The sequence below is a fragment of the Arthrobacter sp. ZGTC412 genome, assembly GCF_002929215.1.
Taxonomy (GTDB): domain Bacteria; phylum Actinomycetota; class Actinomycetes; order Actinomycetales; family Micrococcaceae; genus Arthrobacter.
This window is the reverse complement of the sequence record NZ_PJII01000024.1, coordinates 21,944-41,227: the sequence shown is the minus strand read 5'-3', so window position 1 is coordinate 41,227 and position 19,284 is coordinate 21,944. Positions and strand designations below refer to the sequence as shown.

Here is a 19,284-nt window from a genome sequence, read left to right as displayed (position 1 = left end):
CAGGTACCGGCACCGCTGTTATCACCCACAGGATCGGGACTCACATGAACGTAACCAGGCAGAGTGCACCGGCCGCAGCAACCGTAACGGTACGTCGGCGCCCAGAGTGGCTGGTGCCCGCAGGGCTGATCTTCCTTAGCCTGATCCCTGTGCTTGCCGGCGCCGCAAGGCTCACCGAGTTGACGGGTGGAGCTGAAGTGACGGAGCGCAACGCCAGGTTCTTCGACTCCCCCGCACCGGTGCTGATCCACATTGTCAGCGTCACCGTATATTCCCTCCTCGGGGCGTTCCAGTTCGTACCTTCACTTCGCCAGCGCAGGCGCCGCTGGCACAGCGTCGCAGGGCGGATCCTCTTACCGGCAGGCCTCCTGGCCGCCCTCTCCGGCCTGTGGATGGCGCTCTTCTACACCCTGCCGCCCAGCGACGGACAGCTGCTCCTGGTCTTTAGGCTGATTGTCGGAATCGGCATGGTGGCAAGCCTCATCCTGGGACTTCGCGCAGTGTTGCGCCGCGACTTCGTGCGGCATGGTGCGTGGATGACCCGGGCCTATGCACTCGGGGTCGGCGCCGGGACCCAGGCCCTGATCCTCATTGTGCCGGAGCTCCTTTCCAGCCCGCCGGACGTCACCATGAGGGCAGTCCTTATGGGGGCAGCATGGGTGATCAATCTCGGCGTGGCGGAGTACTTCATCCGCAGGCGCCCCCTCCCAACGCACCGTGCCCGCTGAGGCGGGATCCGCCGTCGTACGCCCTCCGTTCCATGTCTTTCCAAGACGTTCCTTAACGCTGCGCTACGTCCTGTTGAGCGTTCGCGACGTCCCGTGAACGCCCGCTACGGGAATGATTGTGGCGCTGCCTGGTGCTCCGTAATCTCATTTCAGCACCCGCCCCAGCAAAGGAATCCCCAATGTCAGAAAGCCAGGACAAGAGTCCGCAGAACGAGCAAGGCTCCACCCGGATTGTGGCCGGCCAGCCCAACACCCCCAAGCGCCCCCTCGGCCTCAAGATCGGCATCGCCGCCGGCCTCCTGGCCTTGATTGGTGGTGGTGCCGCCGTCGCCACCACTTTCAACAGCGGCACCCCCGCAGCAGTCCAGGAGACCGCCCCCGCCGGTAACGCGGCTGCGGAACTGAAGCTCGGATACTTCGGCAACGTCACCCACGCCCCCGCGCTGGTGGGCGTGAGCCAGGGCCACATCGCCGCTGAACTCGGCGACACCAAGCTGACCACCCAGATGTTCAACGCCGGCCCCGCAGCGATCGAAGCGCTCAATGCCGGTGCCATCGACGCCACCTACATCGGCCCGAATCCCGCCATCAACTCATTCGTGAAGAGCAGCGGCGAGTCGGTCAACATCATCGCCGGCGCTTCGGCCGGCGGCGCCCAGCTGGTGGTCAAGCCAGAAATCACGTCGGCGCAAGACCTCAGGGGCAAGACCCTGGCCTCCCCGCAGCTCGGCGGCACGCAGGACGTCGCCCTCCGCGCCTGGCTCACCGCACAGGGCTACAAGACCAATGTTGACGGCAGCGGCGACGTCGCCATCAACCCCACCGAGAACGCCCAGACCCTGAAGCTGTTCCAGGACGGAAAGCTCGACGGCGCGTGGCTGCCTGAGCCCTGGGCCTCACGTCTGGTGCTGACCGCCGGCGCGAAGGTGCTGGTGGACGAGAAGGACCTGTGGGACGGCTCGCTGTCCGGCAAGCCGGGCGAGTTCCCCACCACCATCCTGATCGTGAACCAAAAGTTCGCCGCAGACCACCCGGACACCGTGAAGGCGCTGCTGAAGGGCCATGTGAAGTCGGTTGAGTGGCTGAACAAGGCGGCCGACGGCGAGAAGGCCACTGTCATCAACGCCGCCCTGAAGGAAGCTGCCGGCGCGGAGCTGAAGGCGGACGTGATCGACCGGTCCCTGAAGAACATCGTGTTCACCGTGGACCCGCTCGCCGGCACCTACCAAAAGCTCCTGGCCGACGGCGTGACTGCCGGGACCACCAAGCAGGCCGACATCAACGGCATCTTCGACCTGGCTGCGCTGAACAGCGTGTCCGGTGAGAAGACCTCGGCCGCGGGGCTGGGCAAGGAGTAGGACCGCTCTTGATCGATTGCTCCGCAGGTGCCCTTTTGACTCCTCTAAACGGCATCTGCGGAGCAATCGATGTGCCAGCCGATTCTGCTTATCCCTCTTCGGAGGCCCCGTTGAGCTCGGCACGGGTCGGCGGGTTGGCACCGGGGCGCGACACCGTAACGGCCGCCGCCTTGGCCGCGTGCGCCAGCAGTTCGGCAAGCCCCTCGGCCGGGAGTTCGCGGAGGTCCTTGCGGTTCTGCGCACCGTCCAGGCCACGGTCCACCAGGCCGGAAAGCAGCGCCGCCATAAAGGAATCACCGGCGCCTACTGTGTCTGCCACGTCTACCAGGGGCGCAGGAACCTGCGCCTCGCCTGCCCGGGTTACTCCCCAGGGCCCCTCTGCTCCACGCGTGACCACCACCATGGCAGGCCCCTCGTTTCCGCCCAGCTCCAGCCAGCGGCGCGCCGCGTCCAGCACGTCCAGCTCCGGGTAAAGCCAGGCAAGGTCCTCGTCGGACGCCTTCACCACATCGGCGAGGGTCACGAACTTTTCCGCGTGACGGCGCGCGTAATCCACGTCGGTGATGATGCTGGGCCGGCAGTTGGGGTCGAAGCTGATCGTGGCGCGCGGGTGTGCATACTCGACGGCGGCAAGCACGTCAGTCGCACCCGGCGCCAGCATCGTGGCGATGGAGCCGGTGTGCAGCAGCGTGGTGCCCTGCAGCATAAAAGCCAGCCGATCGGCGATGCCGGGAAGCTCCCACGTGAGGTCGAACGTGTAGGTGGCGGCGCCGTCGTCGTCAATCAGGGCGGTGGCCACGCTGGTGGGAAGGTCATCCGGGCCGAGGGGAAGCATCACTGAGCTGGAACGCAGGTGCGCGGCGACAGAATCGCCGTAAGCGTCCCGGCCGTAGCGGCCAATGAACTGCACGGGGTGGTCAAGGCGGGCCAGGCCCACCGCCACGTTCAGCGGGCTGCCACCCACGTGGGCTTCAATTACTGAGGCGCGCTGGACAACGTCGACGAGGCCTTCGCCAATTACAGTGAGCATGGTCATACTCTGCCAGAGGACCGGCTCACCAGCACGTTACTCAGGACAATGACGCCGATCCCGGCCAGTTCCCCGGCGTCAAGGGACTGGCCGAGGATGACCCAGCCTGCTGCGGCGGCCCAGACCGGATTGATGCTCATGAACGTCCCGAAGAGGGCCGTGGGCACCCGTCGCAGGGTGATGACGTCCGCCGCGTACGGAACTGCCGAGGCGAGAATGCCGCAGACCAGGGCCAGTCCCAGAGCCGGCAGGGTAGGCGGGTGGTTGAGAAACCAGAGAACCGCCAAAGGCGACCACACTGCTGCGGCCAGGACGCTCGCCGTCGCGGTGCCGCGCAACCCGGGAAGCCGCCGGCCCACCGTCCGGTTGAGCAGGATGTAAGCGGCCCACGCGGCGGCTGCGATCAGCCCCAGGCCAATGCCTGGCAGGTCGCTCGTGGGGCCGGGGTTGGTGAGCAGGACAACGCCGGCGCCGGCGGCAAGGGCACCCCCGATGTCCACAGCACGGCGGGAGGCACAGACAGCCACCGCCAGCGGACCCAGGAATTCGAGCGTCACCGCGAGCCCAAGGCCCACCCGCTCCACAGCGCTGTACAGGCTGAGGTTCATCACGCTGAAGGTCAGTGCGAGGCCGACGACGGGCAACCACTCCCGGCGCGTCAGCCCACGGAAGGAGGGGCGCGCGAGGGCGGCCAGCACCGCTGCGCTGATCAGCTGGCGGACAGCCACCACCCCGAAGGGACCGATGGCGGGAAAGGCGAGCGCACCGGCGGCAGCCCCGCCTTGGTTGCTCGCGGCGCTCGTCAGCATCAGGGTGATTCCCAGTGCGCGGCCCTGCGGCTGCTTGGTTGCGGCGGCTCCCCCGGCGGTGTGCGTCTTCTCTTCCATGCCAGGAGATTAGGCGCGGTGAGAACATGCGCCTAATGCATACGACGACACACCTATACGCTTTGGTTATGGACTGGAAGCTTCATGAACTGCGTGGCTTCGTTGCCGTGGTTGAGACGGGGACGTTCACGGATGCGGCCCTGGAACTGGGCGTCTCCCAGGCCGCAATATCGCGCGGAATAGCAAGCCTGGAGCGCCGGGCAGGGGGCCGGCTGCTGCGCAGGCTGCCGCGCGGCTGCGAACCCACCGCACTGGGCCAACGCTTCCTGCCGCAGGCGCGGCGAGTGGTGGCCGAACTGGCCAAACTCGATGACCTGCTCCGCGCCGGCCACACGTCGCTGCGGCTGGGGTACGCCTGGTCCGCCGTCGGGAAGCACACCACGCCCCTGCTGAGGAGCTGGGCAAAGGCGCATCCGGATATTGAGCTGGAGCTGGTCCGGCACAACTCCGCTACCGGAGGCCTCGCCGAGGGGATGTGTGACGCCGCGATTGTCCGAACGCCGCTCGATCCGCAGCGCTTCGACGTTGTCATTGTGGGGCTGGAACGACGGGTGGCGGTGTTCGCCTCCGATGATGCCGAATGGTCACGCCGCCGCAGCCTGCGGATGAAGGAGATTGCGGGAAGGCCGGTGATCGTTGACCCTAGGACCGGAACCACCACAAGTGACCTCTGGGCGGAGGGCAAAGGCCCACGCACCTTGCACACCCCTGGCCTGGACAACTGGCTGGACGCCATCGCCGCAGGCAAAGGTGTGGGAATGACGTCGGAGGCGACTGCGGTGCACCATCCCCGGCAGGGCGTCAGCTACAGGCCAGTAAGCGACGGGCCGCGCATCCCCGTATGGCTCGCCTGGTGGCACGACGAGCCGCCGTCGGGCATCACCGCCTTGGCCGATGCGCTCACCGGGCTGTACCAGGGCGGCTAGGGCTGCGACTGCCGTCCTTCGTCCAGGATCTCGCCGACAGGGATTGCGCAAGCAGGCGAACGACGGCGGTACTACCGCCGCAGTCCGCTTCCCTCTGCCATTTCGGCGCCTGCTCTCAGCCACCATCAACGCTTTGTCCCCTCGAAACAGCTGCGTCGCGGAGTAAGCCGAGGCGGACCTGCAGCCCACCGAAGCCAAAAAGGCCGGCGCTGAGGCGGACCTTGCCACCTCGGCTCGGAGCGCTTCCTAGCCCCAGGAGTACGTACTCCAAGACCTACAGAACGTCCCTGGGGAAACCTCGCGGGAAGAGCTCGTGATCATGGCCTCCCCCGGCGCCCCGCAGCATCCACCGAAGCTGCTGGCCAACAGCCAGGCAGCCCGTGCCAGCGCTTATGCGAGCAACTCCTGCACCAGCTCCCGGCACGTCGCGTAGGCGGCAGCGTCGGGATCGATCAGGGCAAAGTGGTCCCCCGGCACCATAACCAGCCGAGCGGGCACAGGGCCAATCTGGCTCGCCTCAACGTAGGAGCCGGACATGGCCACCGGAACGTCCTCGTCCTCCGTCGCGTGGACAGCGTAGACGGGAACCTCCAGGGGCAGCGCGGCCATTGGGTCCGCGAACCGGTACCGGGCCGGAACTTCCGACGACGGCCCGCCTAGCAGGTTGGCCACCGCGCCGTTGCTGAGGTTGAGCTTCCCGGCCTCGCCGAGATTCAGGACGCCGGACTGGCTCACCACTCCGGCGAGGCGGACGCCGCCGGCATTCGCCCCGACCTCACGGTGCTCTGCCCCCAACCCGCTCAGCCGATCCCGCCCTGCCGCCCACACCGCGAGGTGCCCGCCGGCTGAATGGCCGAGCGCCACCACTTTGGCCAAGTCAAGGGCATGGGGCACGGCGAGTTCCAGCAGCTTGTCGATGCCGGCCAGAACGTCGGTGAAGGTGTGGGGCCAGCCGCCGCCGTTTCCCGCCCGACGGTACTCCAGGTTCCACGCCGCCAGCCCGCGTGCCGCGAGGTCCAGGGCCAGCGGCTCCCCCAGTTCCGCTCCGTACTGTGAGCGCCAGTAGCCGCCGTGAATCACCACCACCACGCCGCGCCGCGTTCCGCCGTTGGGCAGGTCCGGGAGGAACAACTCACCCCACTGGCTGGGATCCGTGCCGTAGCGATATGTGTGCCGCTGCACTGTTGATTCGTTGATGGGTCCGAGACTACAGCGCTACGCCACGTTCGACTAGCGAACTTTTGTGCGTCACATGAACATGCCTGTACTCTTGTGGGCGAAAGTATGCCGCGAATCACAAACGGTTGTGGCAGAACTCTCGAACTCTGCCGCTTCAATTCTCTTCCCTAAATCAATGAGGATTCCATGACACCTTCACCCTCCGCCGCTCCCTCACGATGGCCAGTGTGGCTTTGCTGGCTGGCCATGGTCCTGGACGGCTTCGACCTCGTGGTGCTCGGCACCGTCATTCCCACTCTGATCAAGACCGGCGAGCTTGGCTTCGACGCCCTGGGTGCTACGTTCGTCGCCACGATATCCCTGGTGGGCGTGGGTTTGGGAGCGCTCTTTATCGCCCCGCTCTCGGACCGTTTCGGGCGCCGCAACTTGTTGGTTGCATGTGTGCTCTGGTTCTCGCTTTTCACCCTCGCGGTGGTGTGGGCTCCGAACGTTGCTGTGTTTGGTGCTCTTCGGCTTTTGGCCGGGGCCGGACTCGGGGCATGCCTGCCGGCCGCCCTTGCCTACATGAACGACTATGCCCCGGCAGGTTCCGCCGGCAAGTCAACCACCCGCACCATGACTGGGTACCACGTCGGAGCGGTGGCTACAGCCTTCCTGGCGTTGATGGTCATTCCTGACTGGCGAATCATGTTCGTGGTGGGAGGCGTTTCAGGCCTGGTCCTCCTGCCGTTCCTGTGGTTCAAACTGCCGGAGACCTTGCCGGCAGTGCGGGCTGCCGGGACAGTGGAAAAAACCGGGTTCCGGAACCTGGTGAAGAAGCCCTACCCTCTGATCGCCGCGGCGATAGGTGCAGCATCGTTCATGGGGCTGCTGCTGGTATACGGCCTGAATACTTGGCTTCCGCAGCTGATGGCTTCCGCTGGATATCCTGTCAGCGCAGGGCTGTCCCTGCTCCTGGTCCTGAATCTCGGCGCCGTTGCCGGACTCGTTATCGCCGGCATCCTGGCGGACAAGCACGGGACCAAGCCCATCGTGTTGCTGTGGTTCGGCCTTTCGGCGGTGTGCCTTGCCCTCTTGAGCATCAAGGTCGACAATGCGTTCCTGCTCAACGCCCTGGTCTTCGTAACGGGAGTGTTTGTCTTCAGTTCCCAGGTACTCGTTTACGCCTGGGTTAGCCAACTGTTCCCGGCCCGCCTGCGCGCAACGGCACTCGGGTTTGCTGCCGGCGTGGGCCGCGTGGGCGCCATTGCAGGACCTGCTGTTACAGGCGGGTTGGTCGCAGCAGGAATCGCATACCCATGGGGTTTTTACCTGTTCGCGGCAGCGGGCGCCTTGGCAGTGGTGGCCCTCCTGGCGGTCCCGCATGCCGTTGCTACCGCCGACACCAACGCTGCGGTTAGCTAGGGATCCGACTCGCATCTAATTCTTCTGGGTGGGGCCTCGTTAGGGCCCCACCCGGAGCGATTGGTGAGCTCCGCAGCAGCCGCTCCACCTCAGCCGCTTCCGGGTAGGCCGCCTGCGTCCCCTTCCGGGTGGTGGCCAGCGCAGCCACTACAGAAGCGAACGCCGCCGCATCGGCGAGCGCATCGCCCGCTGCCAGCCGGACTGCGACAGCGCCGGTAAAAGCGTCGCCCGCGCCCGTGGTGTCAACAGCGCGGACCTTAGTGGGAGCAATCCGAGCCACCTGGCTACCCTCGTGAGCCAGCGAATCCAGCACTACTGAACCCTGCGAACCGAGCGTCACCAGGACCTGGCGAATCCCCCGCTCCACAAACCGCATCCGCACCTTGTCCCACTCAGCGTCTGCCGCATCGGGGCCCGGAACGTCGGCACCCTCACCCAGGAACAGCGCGGCCTCATGCGCGTTGACCAGCAGGACATCTGAAAGGGCGGTCAATTCCTTCGGAACCTCACCGTAAGGCGAGAGGTTCAGCAGGACTCTGGCACCGGCGTCGTGCCCTGCCCGGGCGGCTGCGAGCACAGTGTCCATACTGACTTCCAAGCAGAGGCATACGACGGCGGCCTGTTCCATAACGTCCGAGGCTTCCGCCACGTCCGCCGGTGACAGGGTGCCGTTGGCACCGGCCGAGATGATGATGTTGTTCTCGCCGCTGGCGTCCACGGCGATGACCGCGACTCCGGTGGGCTCGGACGTCGGCCGGACGTGCCCGACGTCGACCCCCACACCAGCCGCGGAAGACAGCAGCATGTCACCATTGGAGTCCTCCCCCACCGCCCCGACAAGGCTGACGTTCCCACCCAGCCGGCTCGCGGCGACCGCCTGGTTGGCGCTCTTGCCGCCCGGATTCACGGCGAACCCGTTGCCATGCACCGTCTCGCCGGGGAGCGGGAGGCGTTCGCAGTAAATGGTGAGATCGGCGTTCAGGGAGCCGACGACGACGATCCGGCCGGTGTTATTGACGGCAGTATGCCGGCCGTCGCCTTCCGCAGGGGTGAAGTCAGCGGCGGCGTTCATTCGGCCACCTCGGCTTCAACTGGCTTGGGGATCAGCAGCGACGCAGCGAAGGCCGCCACGGTAAGGGCCAGTCCCACCACGATCACGGTGAGGTAGGACGCCTTGGCATCACCCAGCGAGGAGGTCGCCACCAAAACGGCGGGGAGCACCAGGAAGCTGAGGCCTGCTCCGAGGTTGAAAGCGCCGGCGTTCATGCCGGGCAGAAAGCCGGGGTTCCCCGCCGGCGAGAGGACAACGCCGAGTCCGTTGAGCATGATGTTGACCGTACCGGCATACATGATGCCCAGCAAGACGGTGCCCGCAACCATCAGCGGCAGGCTGCTCAGGCCGAAGAACGCGATGATGGCCAGCGCCGCGATGCTGCCCAGTAGGCCGATGCGCAGCACCTTTGTGTAGCCGAGCACCGGCGCGAGCTTGCCGCTCAGCGGTCCCACAATCCAGCCCAGCAGGGCGTACGGCGTCAGGATGATCAGTGACATTTCGGTGGGTCCAATGCCGAAGCCATCTGCGGCCTGGACGTAGGCGGGGACGATGCCGTTGATGACAGCGAAAATGCCGGTCATCGTCAGGGTGGTGGTCAGCAGCGGGGCCCAAGTGGAGCGCTGGCGCAGGTGCAGGGTTTCCACCATGGGCTGGTTGGCCCGCGTCTCCGTCCGCCAGAACAGGTAGAACGCGACGGCGGAAACCAGTACCAGAGCAAGGCTCAGCATCAGGGTGCCGGACGAGAACGCCCCCACCAGTTTGGCGCCTTCGTTCAGGGCGGTGAGCAGCGCGCCCACGGCCACCACGATGAAGAACACGCCCAGCCAGTCCATCCGCGTGCCCGCCGCGGGCTTGCTTTCACCGGCGAGGAGCGCGATCAGTGCGGTGGCCACCAGCGCCAACACCACCATCAGCCAGAAAATGCTGCGGAAGCCGTAGTGCTCGGCGAAGTAGCCGCCTACGAAGGAGTCGACGCCGGCCACGCCGCCGTTGACGGCAGTGATGAGGCCCATCAGCGTGCCGTACTTGCGGGGGTTGCTGACAGCGGAGCGCAGCATGATCAGGCAGAGCGGAACGGTGGGGCCGCTGACACCCTGGATGATGCGGCCCACAAATAGCCAGGTGACATCCGGCGCGAGGGCGGCGATGACCGAACCGACGGCCATCAGCAGCATCATGCCCACCAGGACCTTCTTGCGGCCCACGATGTCGCTCAGGCGGGGCAGGAACAGGGAGAACAGGGCGGCCGCGGTGAAGAACCACGTTTGGGAGAGGCCGATGACAGCCTGGTCCGTGTTGAGCTCCTCGCCCATGGTCACGAGGGCAGGGCTGAGCATGGAGGCGTTGAGCTGGAAGGCCACGCAGGCGGCCAGCAGGGCGACCATCAGCGCGGTGACGTTGCCGCGGCTGGTCTTGGTTTCGGCGATGGTGGCAGTCATCTACTTGACCCCTCCCACGGAAAGATCGGCACGTTCCTGGCGTTCGACGTCGGCCGCGTTATTGTTGGCGCCCGCCTCCCCTTCGCTGCGTCCGCCGTCATCCGGCTCACCAATGTTGACCAGGGCCTCGGTGACGAGGTTCCAGAACCGCTCGTGGTCGAGGTCCACGGCGACACTCGTGTGGCAGTCCGCCGGAGCGGGGGCCCGGAAGTCGGCCACGGTCATGCCGAGCGTCAGGGTGCCCTGCAGTTCGATGTTCACCGGCACCTTCCGGGTGCTCACGATGCTCGGGTCGATCACGTAGGCAACGGCGCACGGATCGTGGACGGGCGGGGAGTCAAAGCCCTGGGCGTCCTTGTAAGTGTGGGCGAAGAAGTCCATCAGCTCGGTGACGAACTTGGCCGGCTTGGTGCCGATGGCGGCGATCTTAGCCACCACATCCGGGGTGGCGAGCGCCTGGTGTGTCAGATCCAGTCCCACCATGACCACGGGCCACTTCTCGTTGAAGACGATATGCGCGGCCTCGGGGTCGATGATGATGTTGAACTCGGCCACGGCGCTCCAGTTGCCCACGTGGTAGCCGCCGCCCATGAGGACAACTTCCTTCACGCGTTCCACGATGCGCGGTTCCTTGCGTGCGGCCAGGGCGATGTTGGTCAGGCCGGCGGTGGGCACCAGGGTGACGGTGCCGGGTTTGTGGGCCATCACGGTATCGATAATGAGATCCACGGCGTGCCTGGGATCCAGTTCAATGGCCGACGGCGGCAGTTCCGGGCCGTCCATGCCGCTGTCTCCGTGGATGTCCGGGGCGGTTTCGATGCTGCGGACCAGGGGGCGGCCGCAGCCGGCGGCGAAGGGGACGCCGGTGATGCCGGCGATGGTGCCCACTGCCAAGGCGTTGCGGGTGACCTTTTCGAGAGTCTGGTTTCCCACCACCGTGGTGACGGCCAACAGTTCGATGTCCGGGTTGCCGTGCGCGAGCAGCAACGCCACGGCGTCGTCATGCCCGGGGTCGCAGTCAAGAATGATCTTCTTGCGGTCCGGGGATTGCCGTTGGGACTGGGCAGTGGGTTCCACGATGATCTCCACGTCATTGGGGCCCGCACGAGGGCGGGGAGCGAAAGCGTTCAGGAGAGATCATGGCACTTGTTCGTGACGCACGTCAAACGCTTGACGTAACTGTAGGTCAAGCGTTTGATGCCAGCAACCATGCGAGCTGCTGGTTCTTGGAATTCAAGTTGGGGCCGGGCCCTTAGGGCTTCGCGACGTCGGGGCTCGCGGCCTCGGTCTCATCGGCGAGGTCGTGAAGTTTGCCCTTGTGGCGGGCTTCCTGAAGGTGGTGTTCCAACTTCTCTTCCGCGTCCCGCCGGCGCTGCCCGACGGTCCTCATTTGCTGGGTGCTGGGTGCTGCGTGCGCATGCTGGTGCGGGCCGAGGTCGCGCGCAGCGCCTCCGCTGATATCGCTCATAGTTGCATCGTCCCACCTTGCGGACGCTTCAGGAAGAGGTGCACAGCCCACCTTCCGGGTGTTCTGCGTTTGTAGCGGCAAGTGCACTGACAGTGCAGTATGATGCACTAATGGACAAAAGCACATCTGCCCTTGCAACGGCGATCGGCAACCGGGTGAAGCACGAACGGCAGTCGCGGAACTGGACCCTGGATCAGCTTGCTGAGGCTGCCGGAGTGAGCCGCCGCATGGTGGTCAACGTTGAGCAGGGCGCCGCGAATCCCAGTGTGGGAACCTTGCTGAGAATCAGTGACGCGCTGGGCATCGGCCTGCCTGCTTTGGTGGACACTCCGCGCCCCAAGCCCGTGACCGTCACCCGGAGCGGAGACGGCGCGGCACTGTGGAGTTCTGACTCCGGCGGCCGCGGTGTACTGGTGGCCGGGACCGAATCACCGGATGTGGTGGAGCTCTGGGACTGGACCTTCGGCCCTGACGACCGGCACGAGAGTGAGGCGCACGCGCCCGGCACCAAGGAGCTGCTTCAGGTCCGCCAAGGGTCCGTGACAATAGTGGTCGCCGGCGAGGCCTTTGTGCTCGAAGCCGGTGACGCCGTCTCATTCCCCGGCGACGTTGAGCACTCCTACGCCAACCCTGGCAGCGATCCGGCCAGGTTCTCCCTTGCCGTCTTCGAACCCGGTGTGGGCTCGGGACACCGCCCCGAGGCTGACGATGCGGCCAAACAACCCAATGAAGGAGTCTAAGGTGGTCAAGCGAAACGTCCCGGTACCTCCGTGGGGGCTGGCCGTCACGGCGATCCTGTCGGTGCAGCTGGGCTCGGCCCTGTCGGTGAACCTGATTGAAACGGTGGGGCCCGCCGGAACCGCGTGGTTGCGCCTCAGCATGGGAGCGGTAATCCTCCTGGCCATCGGCCGCCCGCCGTTGCGCTCCATCCGCCGTCCCGATGTGCTGCCGCTGTTTGGCCTTGGGATCACCACGGGTGTGATGACGGTTGGGTTCCTCGCCGCAGTGGAGCACATACCGCTGGGCACCGCCGTCGCCATCGAGTTCCTCGGGCCGCTGACGGTGGCCGCCATCCGCAGCCACAACCGGACAGCCCTGGCCTGGCCTGCCCTGGCGCTGGCCGGCGTCGTCCTGCTCACCCAGCCCTGGCAGGGCGACTTTAACCCAACGGGTGTGGCATGGGCGGCGGTGGCGGCTGTCGGGTGGGGCGTTTACATTCTCCTGACGCAACGGATCGGCGACCGGTTCACCGGCATCGGGGCGCTCACGCTCACGGTGCCCATCGCCGCGGTGGCGGCCGCCGCCGTCGGAATTCCGCAGGCCGCGGGCCACCTCAGCCTCGACATCCTGGTGGCCGCAGCCGGGCTGGCCATCCTGCTGCCGGTGCTGCCGTTCGCTCTGGAAATGCTGGCCCTGCGTAGGATGACGCCCACCGCGTTCGGAACACTGATGGCCCTCGAGCCAGCTGTCGGAGTCCTCCTTGGACTGCTCATCCTCCATCAGCAGCCCTCGGCCATCCAGGTTGTCGGCATCCTGCTGGTGGTCCTCGCCGGAGCCGCCGCGCAGCGGGGCGGCGGGCGCCGCCCCGGCAAAGAGCAGCCTGCCAGCCCCGCCGATCTCGACTTTGTAGGCTAGCCGATGTTCGCCGGCCTAAGCGCTTTTCCCCTCACCCCGCTGGCCCAGGATGCGGTGGACGAATCAGCTTTCGTCCGCTTGGTCGAGCGCCTCAGCGGGGCGGGCGTCGACTCCATCACCACCCTCGGATCCACCGGCTCCTACGCGTACTTGAGCGGCGAGGAGCGGAGTCGCGTTGCCCGGCTGGCGGTTGAGCACGCCGGCTCCACTCCCGTGATTGTGGGGATCGGGGCGCTGCGGACGTCGCAGGTGCTCGCCAATGCGGAAGGCGCGCAGCGGGCCGGTGCTGCCGGACTGCTGCTCGCGCCTATGACCTATCAGCCCCTCACGGACGACGACGTGTTCGAGCTGTTCCGGGCGGTCACGGCGCACTCGTCGCTGCCCGTCGTCGTTTATGACAACCCGGCGACCACCCACTTCACCTTCAGCACGGAACTTTACGCACGCATTGCCGAGCTGCCCCGCATCGCCTCCATCAAAATCCCCGGTGTACCGGCAGGCCCGGAGCAGGCGCGGGAACGGGTCCAGGAGATCCGCTCGGTTGTACCGGCCCACGTGACTATCGGGGTATCCGGGGATGCCCGCGCTGCTGCGGGCCTGGCGGCCGGGTGCGATGCCTGGTACTCGGTGATCGGCGGCACGTTGCCCGCCCTCGCTCTGCGGATCACGCGCGCTGCCCGGGAAGGCCGGTTCGCCGATGCGTCGGCAGAGTCTGAACGGCTTGGTCCGCTGTGGGAGCTGTTCGCCGAATTCGGCGGCAGCATCCGGGTGGTTGCGGCCATCGCGGAACACCTGGGAATGGTGGGCAGGTCCTGCCTGCCGCTGCCCATCCAGGGGCTTACAGAGGAACAACGCGACCGAGTGGCAGGGGTCGTCGAGGCGCTCGGGCTCAACCACTAAGGCTGGCTTCCCGAGCAGAGCATGCCCCACCGCCTACTACGATCGAAGTATGGAATTTGCCGACCAGCCGCAGCAGCCCGCGCGTTCGCGGCGGATCACTGCAGCCATGGTTGCAGCCAAGGCAGGAGTCTCAACAGCCACCGTCTCGCTGGTGGCCAACGGCAAGACGGCGGGCCGTGTCTCGGAGGACAACGTTTCCAAGGTCCGCGAGGCCATCGCCGAGCTTGGCTACGTGGTGGACGGCATCGGCAGTTCGCTGGCCAAGGGTGTCAGCTCGATCGTCATCCTCGTGGCGCCGGACATCTCCAACCCGTTCTTCGCCAAGGTGATCGCCGGCGTGCGGGAGTCCCTCGGCTCCCAGTACCAGTTGCTGCTTTCCGTCACCGAGGCGGGCGAATTTCCCCAGGCCGACGACGTCCGGCGGCTGATGTCCCTCCGCCCGGCCGGACTCCTGGTGGACGCACCCAACGCAGGCTTCCTCGAAGACCTTGCGTCGCCGTCGCCGCTTGTTTTGCTGGACGCCCCCGGGCTGGAGGCGTACGCACCGTCGGTGAACCTGGACGTGGCCAGCGGGGCGCGGGAACTGGCGGCACACCTCGCCAAGGCCGGGCACCGGGTGGTGGCTTATGTGGACAGCGTCACCGGCACCGAAACCTTCGCCCTCCGTCGAAAAGCTTTTCTGGATGAGGCCGCTTCCCACGGCATCACCGTGGGTGCGGACCGCATCATCAGCACCACCATCGACGTCGGCACTGCCGCTTCCGCGTTCGCCTCCGCCTGGCCGGCGTGGCAGCGCGAAGGGGTGACCGCCGTCGTCTGCGGCACTGACACCCACGCCTACGGTGTGCTGCAGGAGGCCCGCGTGGCCGGGGTGCGGATTCCGGAGCAGCTGGCAGTGGCCGGCTTTGACGATCTCCCCTACTCGGCCACGAGCAATCCCGGCCTCACCAGCGTCCATTTGCCCGCCACTCCCCTGGGTCTGAAGGCCGGCGAGCAGCTGCGCCGCCTGATGGAGGGCCAGGCGCTGGAGCAGAGCGGGGTCACGCTGGAAAGCTCCCTCGTGGTGCGCGGCTCCACCGTTGCCGCTGAACGCTAAAGGTTCCAGCCGCCGTCGTTATTGCGGCAACCTTCTTACGGCATCGCGGGCCTGTTGAGCTCCCGTAGCCAATCGTTGAAGAACGCGTCGAGCGGCTGGCTTGAGGCTTCTTCCATCACCGCTTCGAAGTCTTCCGTTGTTGCCGACGAATCGTCATACCGGCCCAGCCATTCCCTCGCTCCCTTGAAGAATGCGGCCTCGCCCACTTTGGCGCGCAGCGCATGGATGGCAGCCCCGCCCCGCCGGTAGATTTGTTCCACAAACAGTTTGTCCCGTCCCGGGTCGGCGATGTTCAGCGCCCAGAGGTTTTTCCGATCCAGTTCCGCCACGGCGTCCGTAAATTGCTTCTCAACCGTAGCTTTTCCTTGGTGCTCGGCCCACAGCCACTCGATGTATGTCGCCCAGCCCTCGTTGAGCCAAATGTCCTGCCAGTCAGCCGGGCTGACGGCGTTGCCGAACCACTGATGTCCGAGTTCGTGGGCAATGGTGTTTTCGCTCGCGACTTGCGAATAGACCGGCCGGGTCTGAGTCTCCAGGGCGTAGCCAACGGAATCGTCATCGACGATCGCACCGAAGGCCTCGAACGGGTACCGTCCAAACAGGCGCTCCAAAAACGAGATCATCCGGGGCTGCAGGGCGAGGGCCGCGTTTGTGTCTGTTAGCGCCTGGCCCGTGACGCCGGCGTCGATGGCGTTGATGATCGGCAACCCTCGGGGCCCCTCGTCGTAAGACAGGACGAAGTCACCGACGCTCGCCGTGGACAGGTAGCTGGCCATGGGATCCGATGCTTCCCATGCCCACGTCGTCCACCCTCCCTTCGTTACGGGCCCGCCGTTCGGAAGTCCGTTGGCGACGGCCGCCTTCCCTTCCGGCACGGTGATGCGGAACGTGTACGTGGCCTTGTCTTCAGGATCGTCATTGACCGGGTACCAGGTGGAAGCACCCTCCGGCTCGTTGACCACTATGGCGCCGTCCGCGGTGGTGACCCAGCCGTAGAGTGCCCCGGTAGTGTCGACAGGCCGACCGGTGTTGCCGCTGTACTCAATCTCAATAGTTGCCTGCTGGCCGGCCTTCAGCTTTGGCCGGAGCTGAATGCCCAGTTCCCACACGCGGCTTGCGTCATCCCGCATTTGGGACCATTCCGCAGGGACAGTTTGGCCCTTGGAATTCCCGTCATTTTTGTCCCTGCCATAGACCCAAACGGCGAAGACCTCATGGCCGCGCAGATCGAAGTTGAGGGCGTCCAGATCCTCTGTTGCGCGCAGGGTAATGGTTGCCTCGGCGGTGAGGTGCCCCACGAGCACAGCCGGGTCCGACGGCGGGGTGTACCTGAGATCGAGGTCGTAGTGCAGGACGTCGTACCCGCCGTTGCCGGCGTTGGGAAAGTAGGGGTCACCGCTTCCCGGTGCGCCCGAAGCTGCGAGCTGGTTCGTGGCCTGCGCCGGGCTGCTGATACCGGCAAGGCTGGCGGTCACCAGCATCACGGCAACCGCTGCGCGGCGGTATTTCCTCATCAAGTTGGTCATGGTGGTGGTCCTGAACGGGGCCGAAGCCGGGCGTTGTCTCGCTCGAATCTGCATGGACAAGCAGATGAGTGCCTTTGCGGCGACAAGACCAGTACCGGCGGCTGCACGTGCCGCTCCCCGCAGATGGGAAGAAATCTAGGCCTCCTCATTGACCATGTCAACGCCGCGCATGAAACTCTCGCGCCGTGTGACGGACCGGGGCGTTGGACACTGCTCCGCGCCGCCGTTCTGTCTGTGGCCCGCCGTAAGCTGGGATTATGCCGAGTAACTGGGACAGCCTGGACGTGAGCCTTCGCGATTCCGTGGAGCAGAACGTGGAGACGTACGCGCGCGTCCGGCCTGCCTTGAAACTGGTCACGCGGGATGTCCTGCTCTTGATGCGGGACATGCTGAAGGGCAGCGAGGTCACACCGCTGTTCGTCACCGGGCGGACCAAGACAGTGGAATCATTCCGCGAAAAAATTTCCCGGATCGAGGAGCCGCTGGAGCCGGGCGGCCCGCCCGTGCTGAAGTTCCCCGACCCGTTCCGGACCTTGAATGACATGGTGGGCATCCGCGTCATCACCAAGCTGCCGGCCGAGAACGCCGCGGTGGCCAACATCATCAAACGCCAGCGGCAGCTGTTCGACTGCCGCGGGGACCGGGAGAAGGACATCGGCTCCATCGAGTCCGGCACTTATGGCTATTCCAGCCGGCACCTGATCCTGCGGACCATCCAGAACGAGGCCGTCAAGGAGTACCAGCAGGTCTTCAATCCGGATGCCCAGCCCAACGGCAGCTACTTTTTCGAATGCCAGATCCGCACCATTTTCGCGCACGCCTGGAGCGAGATCGAGCACGACATCAGGTTCAAGGCCGAGGACCCGCGCGCCTGGACACCGCACTTCGACCGGCAGTTCACAGCCACCGCGGCGATGCTGGAAACGGTTGAAACGGCTTTCGCCGACCTGCATGAACGATACGAGGAAGTCCGCAGTTTCTGGGATACCGAGGGTGAGGGCGCCGCACCGCTGACGCCCAACCGGATCCGCGACGTGTGGCGCACGCTGCTCCCGCACGTGGACCGGAAGGTGGACGACGACTGGGGGTGGGCGGCAGAACTCCTCGCGGCACACGGCCTCAACCAGACCATGCAGCTGGCCGGGCTGCTGAGCGCCAACCGCATTACCGAGGTCCGCAGGGCGCTGGACCACCGCTACTCTCCCGGGCCCGACCGGCTGCTCGATGACCTGCTGCTCTGGCAGTACGGCACCAAACACATCGACCTCACGGCAGAGGCGGCCGACGCCGTCCCGCACCCCCGGCGCGACAGCCTCCTGCGGCGCCTCAAAGAAATTGAGCGGTACCGGCTAACGAAGAAGTAGTGGCGGGCCGAGTGTTTGAGCCCGGATGCGGTGTAAGCGGGTAAGGCTATTCTCCGAGCGGAAAGTGGACATGGAGGGCGGCAATTACCGTAGCGGCGTCCTGGGGATTGGCGGGATCGAAGCCGGTGAGTTGTCCAAAGCGGGCAAGCCGGTTCAGCACGGTGTTCCGATGGCAGTACAGCTCCCCGGCAGTTTCCGACACCGACCCGGACTGGAAGTACGCCTGGACCGTCTCGATAAGCCTGTCCCTCTCGTGCCCGGAAATAATTGCGAGCGGCCCCAGGACGGTGTCCGCCAGAACGGTTCCGTATTCTCCGAGGCGAGTGGCAGCAACGGCCCCCCACGCATCACGCACGGTCTGCAGGCCCGGCCGCGCCGGCGTCACCACCGGCAGCGACTCCATGGCGATCCGTAGCATTCGGGGCACTCCGGCCAGGGATCGGGCGGGAGGCGCTACAAAGCAGTCCAGCGGGGCAAGCCAGGGTCGCGTCCCCTCCGGCTCCCGTCCCACCCGGGCTGGAACATCTTCAAGAATGAGGATCAGCGCGCCGTCGCGCTCGTGCAGGAACTGCCCGACGCCGGCGCGCAGCACCCCGGCCCGGAATGCCTTTTGCGCATGTCCCGCCGCGACGGCAACGATGAAGTTGCTCTCCGGTTTCACGCCGAGCGCGCGGGCGGCCTGGCCCAGCAACTGCGGATCCTTTCCGTCCGAGTTCAGGAGTCCCGACAGGAAGAATGCACGCCGCGTCTCCTTTTCCTGTGCCATGGTGGCGAGTTCGTTGAGGTAACCCGCGTGCACACGGATGGTGTGGAATTCGACCGCTTCCCAGACGCGCACCGCGTCCTTGGTGAAATTCGGCAGGAACTCGGCGGGAACTTTCTCCAGCATTGCGTTCCAGAGGACCCGGAAATCCATGCGTACCGCGCGCAGGAGGGACTCCAGAGGCAGGCCCTGCTGGGCGCGGCGGTGGCCGAGTGCTTCGGACAACCCGGCGAGCCGGTCCGGTATTGGCAGGCCGCCCACCAGTCGCAGCAATAGTTCCATCGACGCAACGGCCGTTTCCTCCAAGTCCTGGCCGGCTACCAGGGAGCCCGCGTAATCGTCGATCTCCTGCACCTCGAGCAGGTACTCGTGCGCGATCCGGTCGATGTCGGCCAGGCAGTCTGACACGACTTCCGAGACCACCGATCGGGTGGCCGGTCTCCGGGACGCATGAACGGCGTCGGCGGACGCTTCGCTGGGCATATGCCCATTCTAGAACCGGAGTGCACTGTGATCATCCATTGTTT

General features: G+C 66.0%; 18 protein-coding genes. 9 read left to right on the top strand and 9 right to left on the bottom strand.

Annotation, left to right across the window (positions count from 1 at the left end):
* Positions 1–44 precede the first annotated feature (44 nt).
* Both CXQ88_RS19590 and CXQ88_RS19585 read left to right on the top strand, forming a co-directional pair.
* Complete coding sequence (locus CXQ88_RS19590) at positions 45–728, top strand: DUF2306 domain-containing protein (protein WP_104045787.1); 684 nt, start codon at positions 45–47, stop codon at positions 726–728.
* A 179-nt stretch (positions 729–907) separates the two neighbouring features.
* Positions 908–2,086 carry an ABC transporter substrate-binding protein gene (locus tag CXQ88_RS19585; protein ID WP_104045786.1) on the top strand — a complete coding sequence of 393 codons (1,179 nt, stop codon included), beginning with the start codon at positions 908–910 and terminating at the stop codon, positions 2,084–2,086.
* Positions 2,087–2,174: 88 nt separating this feature from the next.
* Here the strand turns inward: CXQ88_RS19585 and CXQ88_RS19580 are convergent, their stop codons facing one another.
* Together CXQ88_RS19580 and CXQ88_RS19575 are read right to left on the bottom strand one after the other, a co-directional pair.
* Entirely contained in the window at positions 2,175–3,116 is a 942-nt protein-coding gene (locus CXQ88_RS19580) for a carbohydrate kinase family protein (protein WP_104045815.1), read from the bottom strand.
* 2 nt (positions 3,117–3,118) lie between these two features.
* Positions 3,119–4,003 (bottom strand): EamA family transporter, encoded by an 885-nt coding sequence (locus tag CXQ88_RS19575; protein ID WP_258062031.1) that lies wholly within the window; start codon positions 4,001–4,003, stop codon positions 3,119–3,121.
* A 68-nt stretch (positions 4,004–4,071) separates the two neighbouring features.
* Here CXQ88_RS19575 and CXQ88_RS19570 point away from each other — a divergent pair, with 68 nt between their 5' ends.
* The gene (locus CXQ88_RS19570; RefSeq protein WP_104045785.1) at positions 4,072–4,929 is read left to right on the top strand and encodes a LysR family transcriptional regulator; all 858 of its coding nucleotides are present in this window, start codon (positions 4,072–4,074) and stop codon (positions 4,927–4,929) included.
* 390 nt (positions 4,930–5,319) lie between these two features.
* On the opposite strand, the gene CXQ88_RS19565 is transcribed toward CXQ88_RS19570, so the two are convergent.
* A complete protein-coding gene (locus CXQ88_RS19565; protein ID WP_104045784.1) occupies positions 5,320–6,111 on the bottom strand; it encodes an alpha/beta hydrolase family protein in 792 nt (263 codons plus the stop codon).
* A 183-nt stretch (positions 6,112–6,294) separates the two neighbouring features.
* Here CXQ88_RS19565 and CXQ88_RS19560 point away from each other — a divergent pair, with 183 nt between their 5' ends.
* Positions 6,295–7,512 carry an MFS transporter gene (locus CXQ88_RS19560; RefSeq protein WP_258062030.1) on the top strand — a complete coding sequence of 406 codons (1,218 nt, stop codon included), beginning with the start codon at positions 6,295–6,297 and terminating at the stop codon, positions 7,510–7,512.
* Here CXQ88_RS19560 and CXQ88_RS19555 read toward each other — a convergent pair.
* The 4 genes from CXQ88_RS19555 to CXQ88_RS19540 form a co-directional block, all read right to left on the bottom strand.
* Positions 7,505–8,584 carry a ribokinase gene (locus CXQ88_RS19555; protein WP_104045782.1) on the bottom strand — a complete coding sequence of 360 codons (1,080 nt, stop codon included), beginning with the start codon at positions 8,582–8,584 and terminating at the stop codon, positions 7,505–7,507. The two genes, CXQ88_RS19560 and CXQ88_RS19555, sit on opposite strands and share 8 nt — an antisense overlap.
* Positions 8,581–10,005 (bottom strand): uridine transporter UriT, encoded by a 1,425-nt coding sequence (uriT, locus tag CXQ88_RS19550; RefSeq protein ID WP_104045781.1) that lies wholly within the window; start codon positions 10,003–10,005, stop codon positions 8,581–8,583. The genes CXQ88_RS19555 and uriT overlap by 4 nt, the downstream gene beginning before the upstream one ends.
* A complete protein-coding gene (uriH, locus tag CXQ88_RS19545) occupies positions 10,006–11,082 on the bottom strand; it encodes a uridine-preferring nucleoside hydrolase UriH (RefSeq protein WP_104045813.1) in 1,077 nt (358 codons plus the stop codon). It abuts the gene before it with no gap.
* 175 nt (positions 11,083–11,257) lie between these two features.
* Positions 11,258–11,473 (bottom strand): hypothetical protein, encoded by a 216-nt coding sequence (locus CXQ88_RS19540; protein WP_104045780.1) that lies wholly within the window; start codon positions 11,471–11,473, stop codon positions 11,258–11,260.
* A 110-nt stretch (positions 11,474–11,583) separates the two neighbouring features.
* On the opposite strand from CXQ88_RS19540, the gene CXQ88_RS19535 reads away from it, so the two are divergent.
* The 4 genes from CXQ88_RS19535 (at position 11,584) to CXQ88_RS19520 (ending at position 15,104) form a co-directional block, all read left to right on the top strand.
* A complete protein-coding gene (locus CXQ88_RS19535; protein WP_104045779.1) occupies positions 11,584–12,213 on the top strand; it encodes a helix-turn-helix domain-containing protein in 630 nt (209 codons plus the stop codon).
* 1 nt (position 12,214) lies between these two features.
* Positions 12,215–13,108, top strand: coding sequence for an EamA family transporter (locus tag CXQ88_RS19530; protein ID WP_258062029.1), 894 nt, complete (start codon positions 12,215–12,217; stop codon positions 13,106–13,108).
* Between the two features lie 3 nt (positions 13,109–13,111).
* Positions 13,112–14,008 carry a dihydrodipicolinate synthase family protein gene (locus CXQ88_RS19525; protein ID WP_104045777.1) on the top strand — a complete coding sequence of 299 codons (897 nt, stop codon included), beginning with the start codon at positions 13,112–13,114 and terminating at the stop codon, positions 14,006–14,008.
* Between the two features lie 106 nt (positions 14,009–14,114).
* Positions 14,115–15,104, top strand: coding sequence for a LacI family DNA-binding transcriptional regulator (locus tag CXQ88_RS19520; RefSeq protein WP_104045812.1), 990 nt, complete (start codon positions 14,115–14,117; stop codon positions 15,102–15,104).
* 35 nt (positions 15,105–15,139) lie between these two features.
* Here CXQ88_RS19520 and CXQ88_RS19515 read toward each other — a convergent pair whose 3' ends face one another.
* Positions 15,140–16,630 (bottom strand): M1 family metallopeptidase, encoded by a 1,491-nt coding sequence (locus tag CXQ88_RS19515; protein WP_104045776.1) that lies wholly within the window; start codon positions 16,628–16,630, stop codon positions 15,140–15,142.
* A 257-nt stretch (positions 16,631–16,887) separates the two neighbouring features.
* Here CXQ88_RS19515 and CXQ88_RS19510 point away from each other — a divergent pair, with 257 nt between their 5' ends.
* A complete protein-coding gene (locus tag CXQ88_RS19510; protein ID WP_104045775.1) occupies positions 16,888–17,994 on the top strand; it encodes a GTP pyrophosphokinase in 1,107 nt (368 codons plus the stop codon).
* Positions 17,995–18,040: 46 nt separating this feature from the next.
* On the opposite strand, the gene CXQ88_RS19505 is transcribed toward CXQ88_RS19510, so the two are convergent.
* Positions 18,041–19,240, bottom strand: coding sequence for a PucR family transcriptional regulator (locus tag CXQ88_RS19505; protein ID WP_104045774.1), 1,200 nt, complete (start codon positions 19,238–19,240; stop codon positions 18,041–18,043).
* Between the last annotated feature and the right edge of the window lie 44 nt (positions 19,241–19,284).

Excerpts from the sequence above, each read along its gene's own strand:
- CXQ88_RS19575 (WP_258062031.1), bottom strand. The coding sequence starts at position 4,003 with ATGGAAGAGAAGACGCACACCGCCGGGGGAGCCGCCGCAACCAAGCAG.
- CXQ88_RS19560 (WP_258062030.1), top strand. The coding sequence starts at position 6,295 with ATGACACCTTCACCCTCCGCCGCTCCCTCACGATGGCCAGTGTGGCTT.
- uriT (WP_104045781.1), bottom strand. The coding sequence starts at position 10,005 with ATGACTGCCACCATCGCCGAAACCAAGACCAGCCGCGGCAACGTCACC.
- CXQ88_RS19555 (WP_104045782.1), bottom strand. The coding sequence starts at position 8,584 with ATGAACGCCGCCGCTGACTTCACCCCTGCGGAAGGCGACGGCCGGCAT.
- CXQ88_RS19520 (WP_104045812.1), top strand. The coding sequence starts at position 14,115 with ATGGTTGCAGCCAAGGCAGGAGTCTCAACAGCCACCGTCTCGCTGGTG.
- CXQ88_RS19525 (WP_104045777.1), top strand. The coding sequence starts at position 13,112 with ATGTTCGCCGGCCTAAGCGCTTTTCCCCTCACCCCGCTGGCCCAGGAT.
- CXQ88_RS19590 (WP_104045787.1), top strand. The coding sequence starts at position 45 with ATGAACGTAACCAGGCAGAGTGCACCGGCCGCAGCAACCGTAACGGTA.
- CXQ88_RS19505 (WP_104045774.1), bottom strand. The coding sequence starts at position 19,240 with ATGCCCAGCGAAGCGTCCGCCGACGCCGTTCATGCGTCCCGGAGACCG.
- CXQ88_RS19585 (WP_104045786.1), top strand. The coding sequence starts at position 908 with ATGTCAGAAAGCCAGGACAAGAGTCCGCAGAACGAGCAAGGCTCCACC.
- CXQ88_RS19535 (WP_104045779.1), top strand. The coding sequence starts at position 11,584 with ATGGACAAAAGCACATCTGCCCTTGCAACGGCGATCGGCAACCGGGTG.
- CXQ88_RS19510 (WP_104045775.1), top strand. The coding sequence starts at position 16,888 with ATGCCGAGTAACTGGGACAGCCTGGACGTGAGCCTTCGCGATTCCGTG.
- CXQ88_RS19540 (WP_104045780.1), bottom strand. The coding sequence starts at position 11,473 with ATGAGCGATATCAGCGGAGGCGCTGCGCGCGACCTCGGCCCGCACCAG.
- CXQ88_RS19580 (WP_104045815.1), bottom strand. The coding sequence starts at position 3,116 with ATGCTCACTGTAATTGGCGAAGGCCTCGTCGACGTTGTCCAGCGCGCC.
- CXQ88_RS19570 (WP_104045785.1), top strand. The coding sequence starts at position 4,072 with ATGGACTGGAAGCTTCATGAACTGCGTGGCTTCGTTGCCGTGGTTGAG.
- CXQ88_RS19515 (WP_104045776.1), bottom strand. The coding sequence starts at position 16,630 with ATGACCAACTTGATGAGGAAATACCGCCGCGCAGCGGTTGCCGTGATG.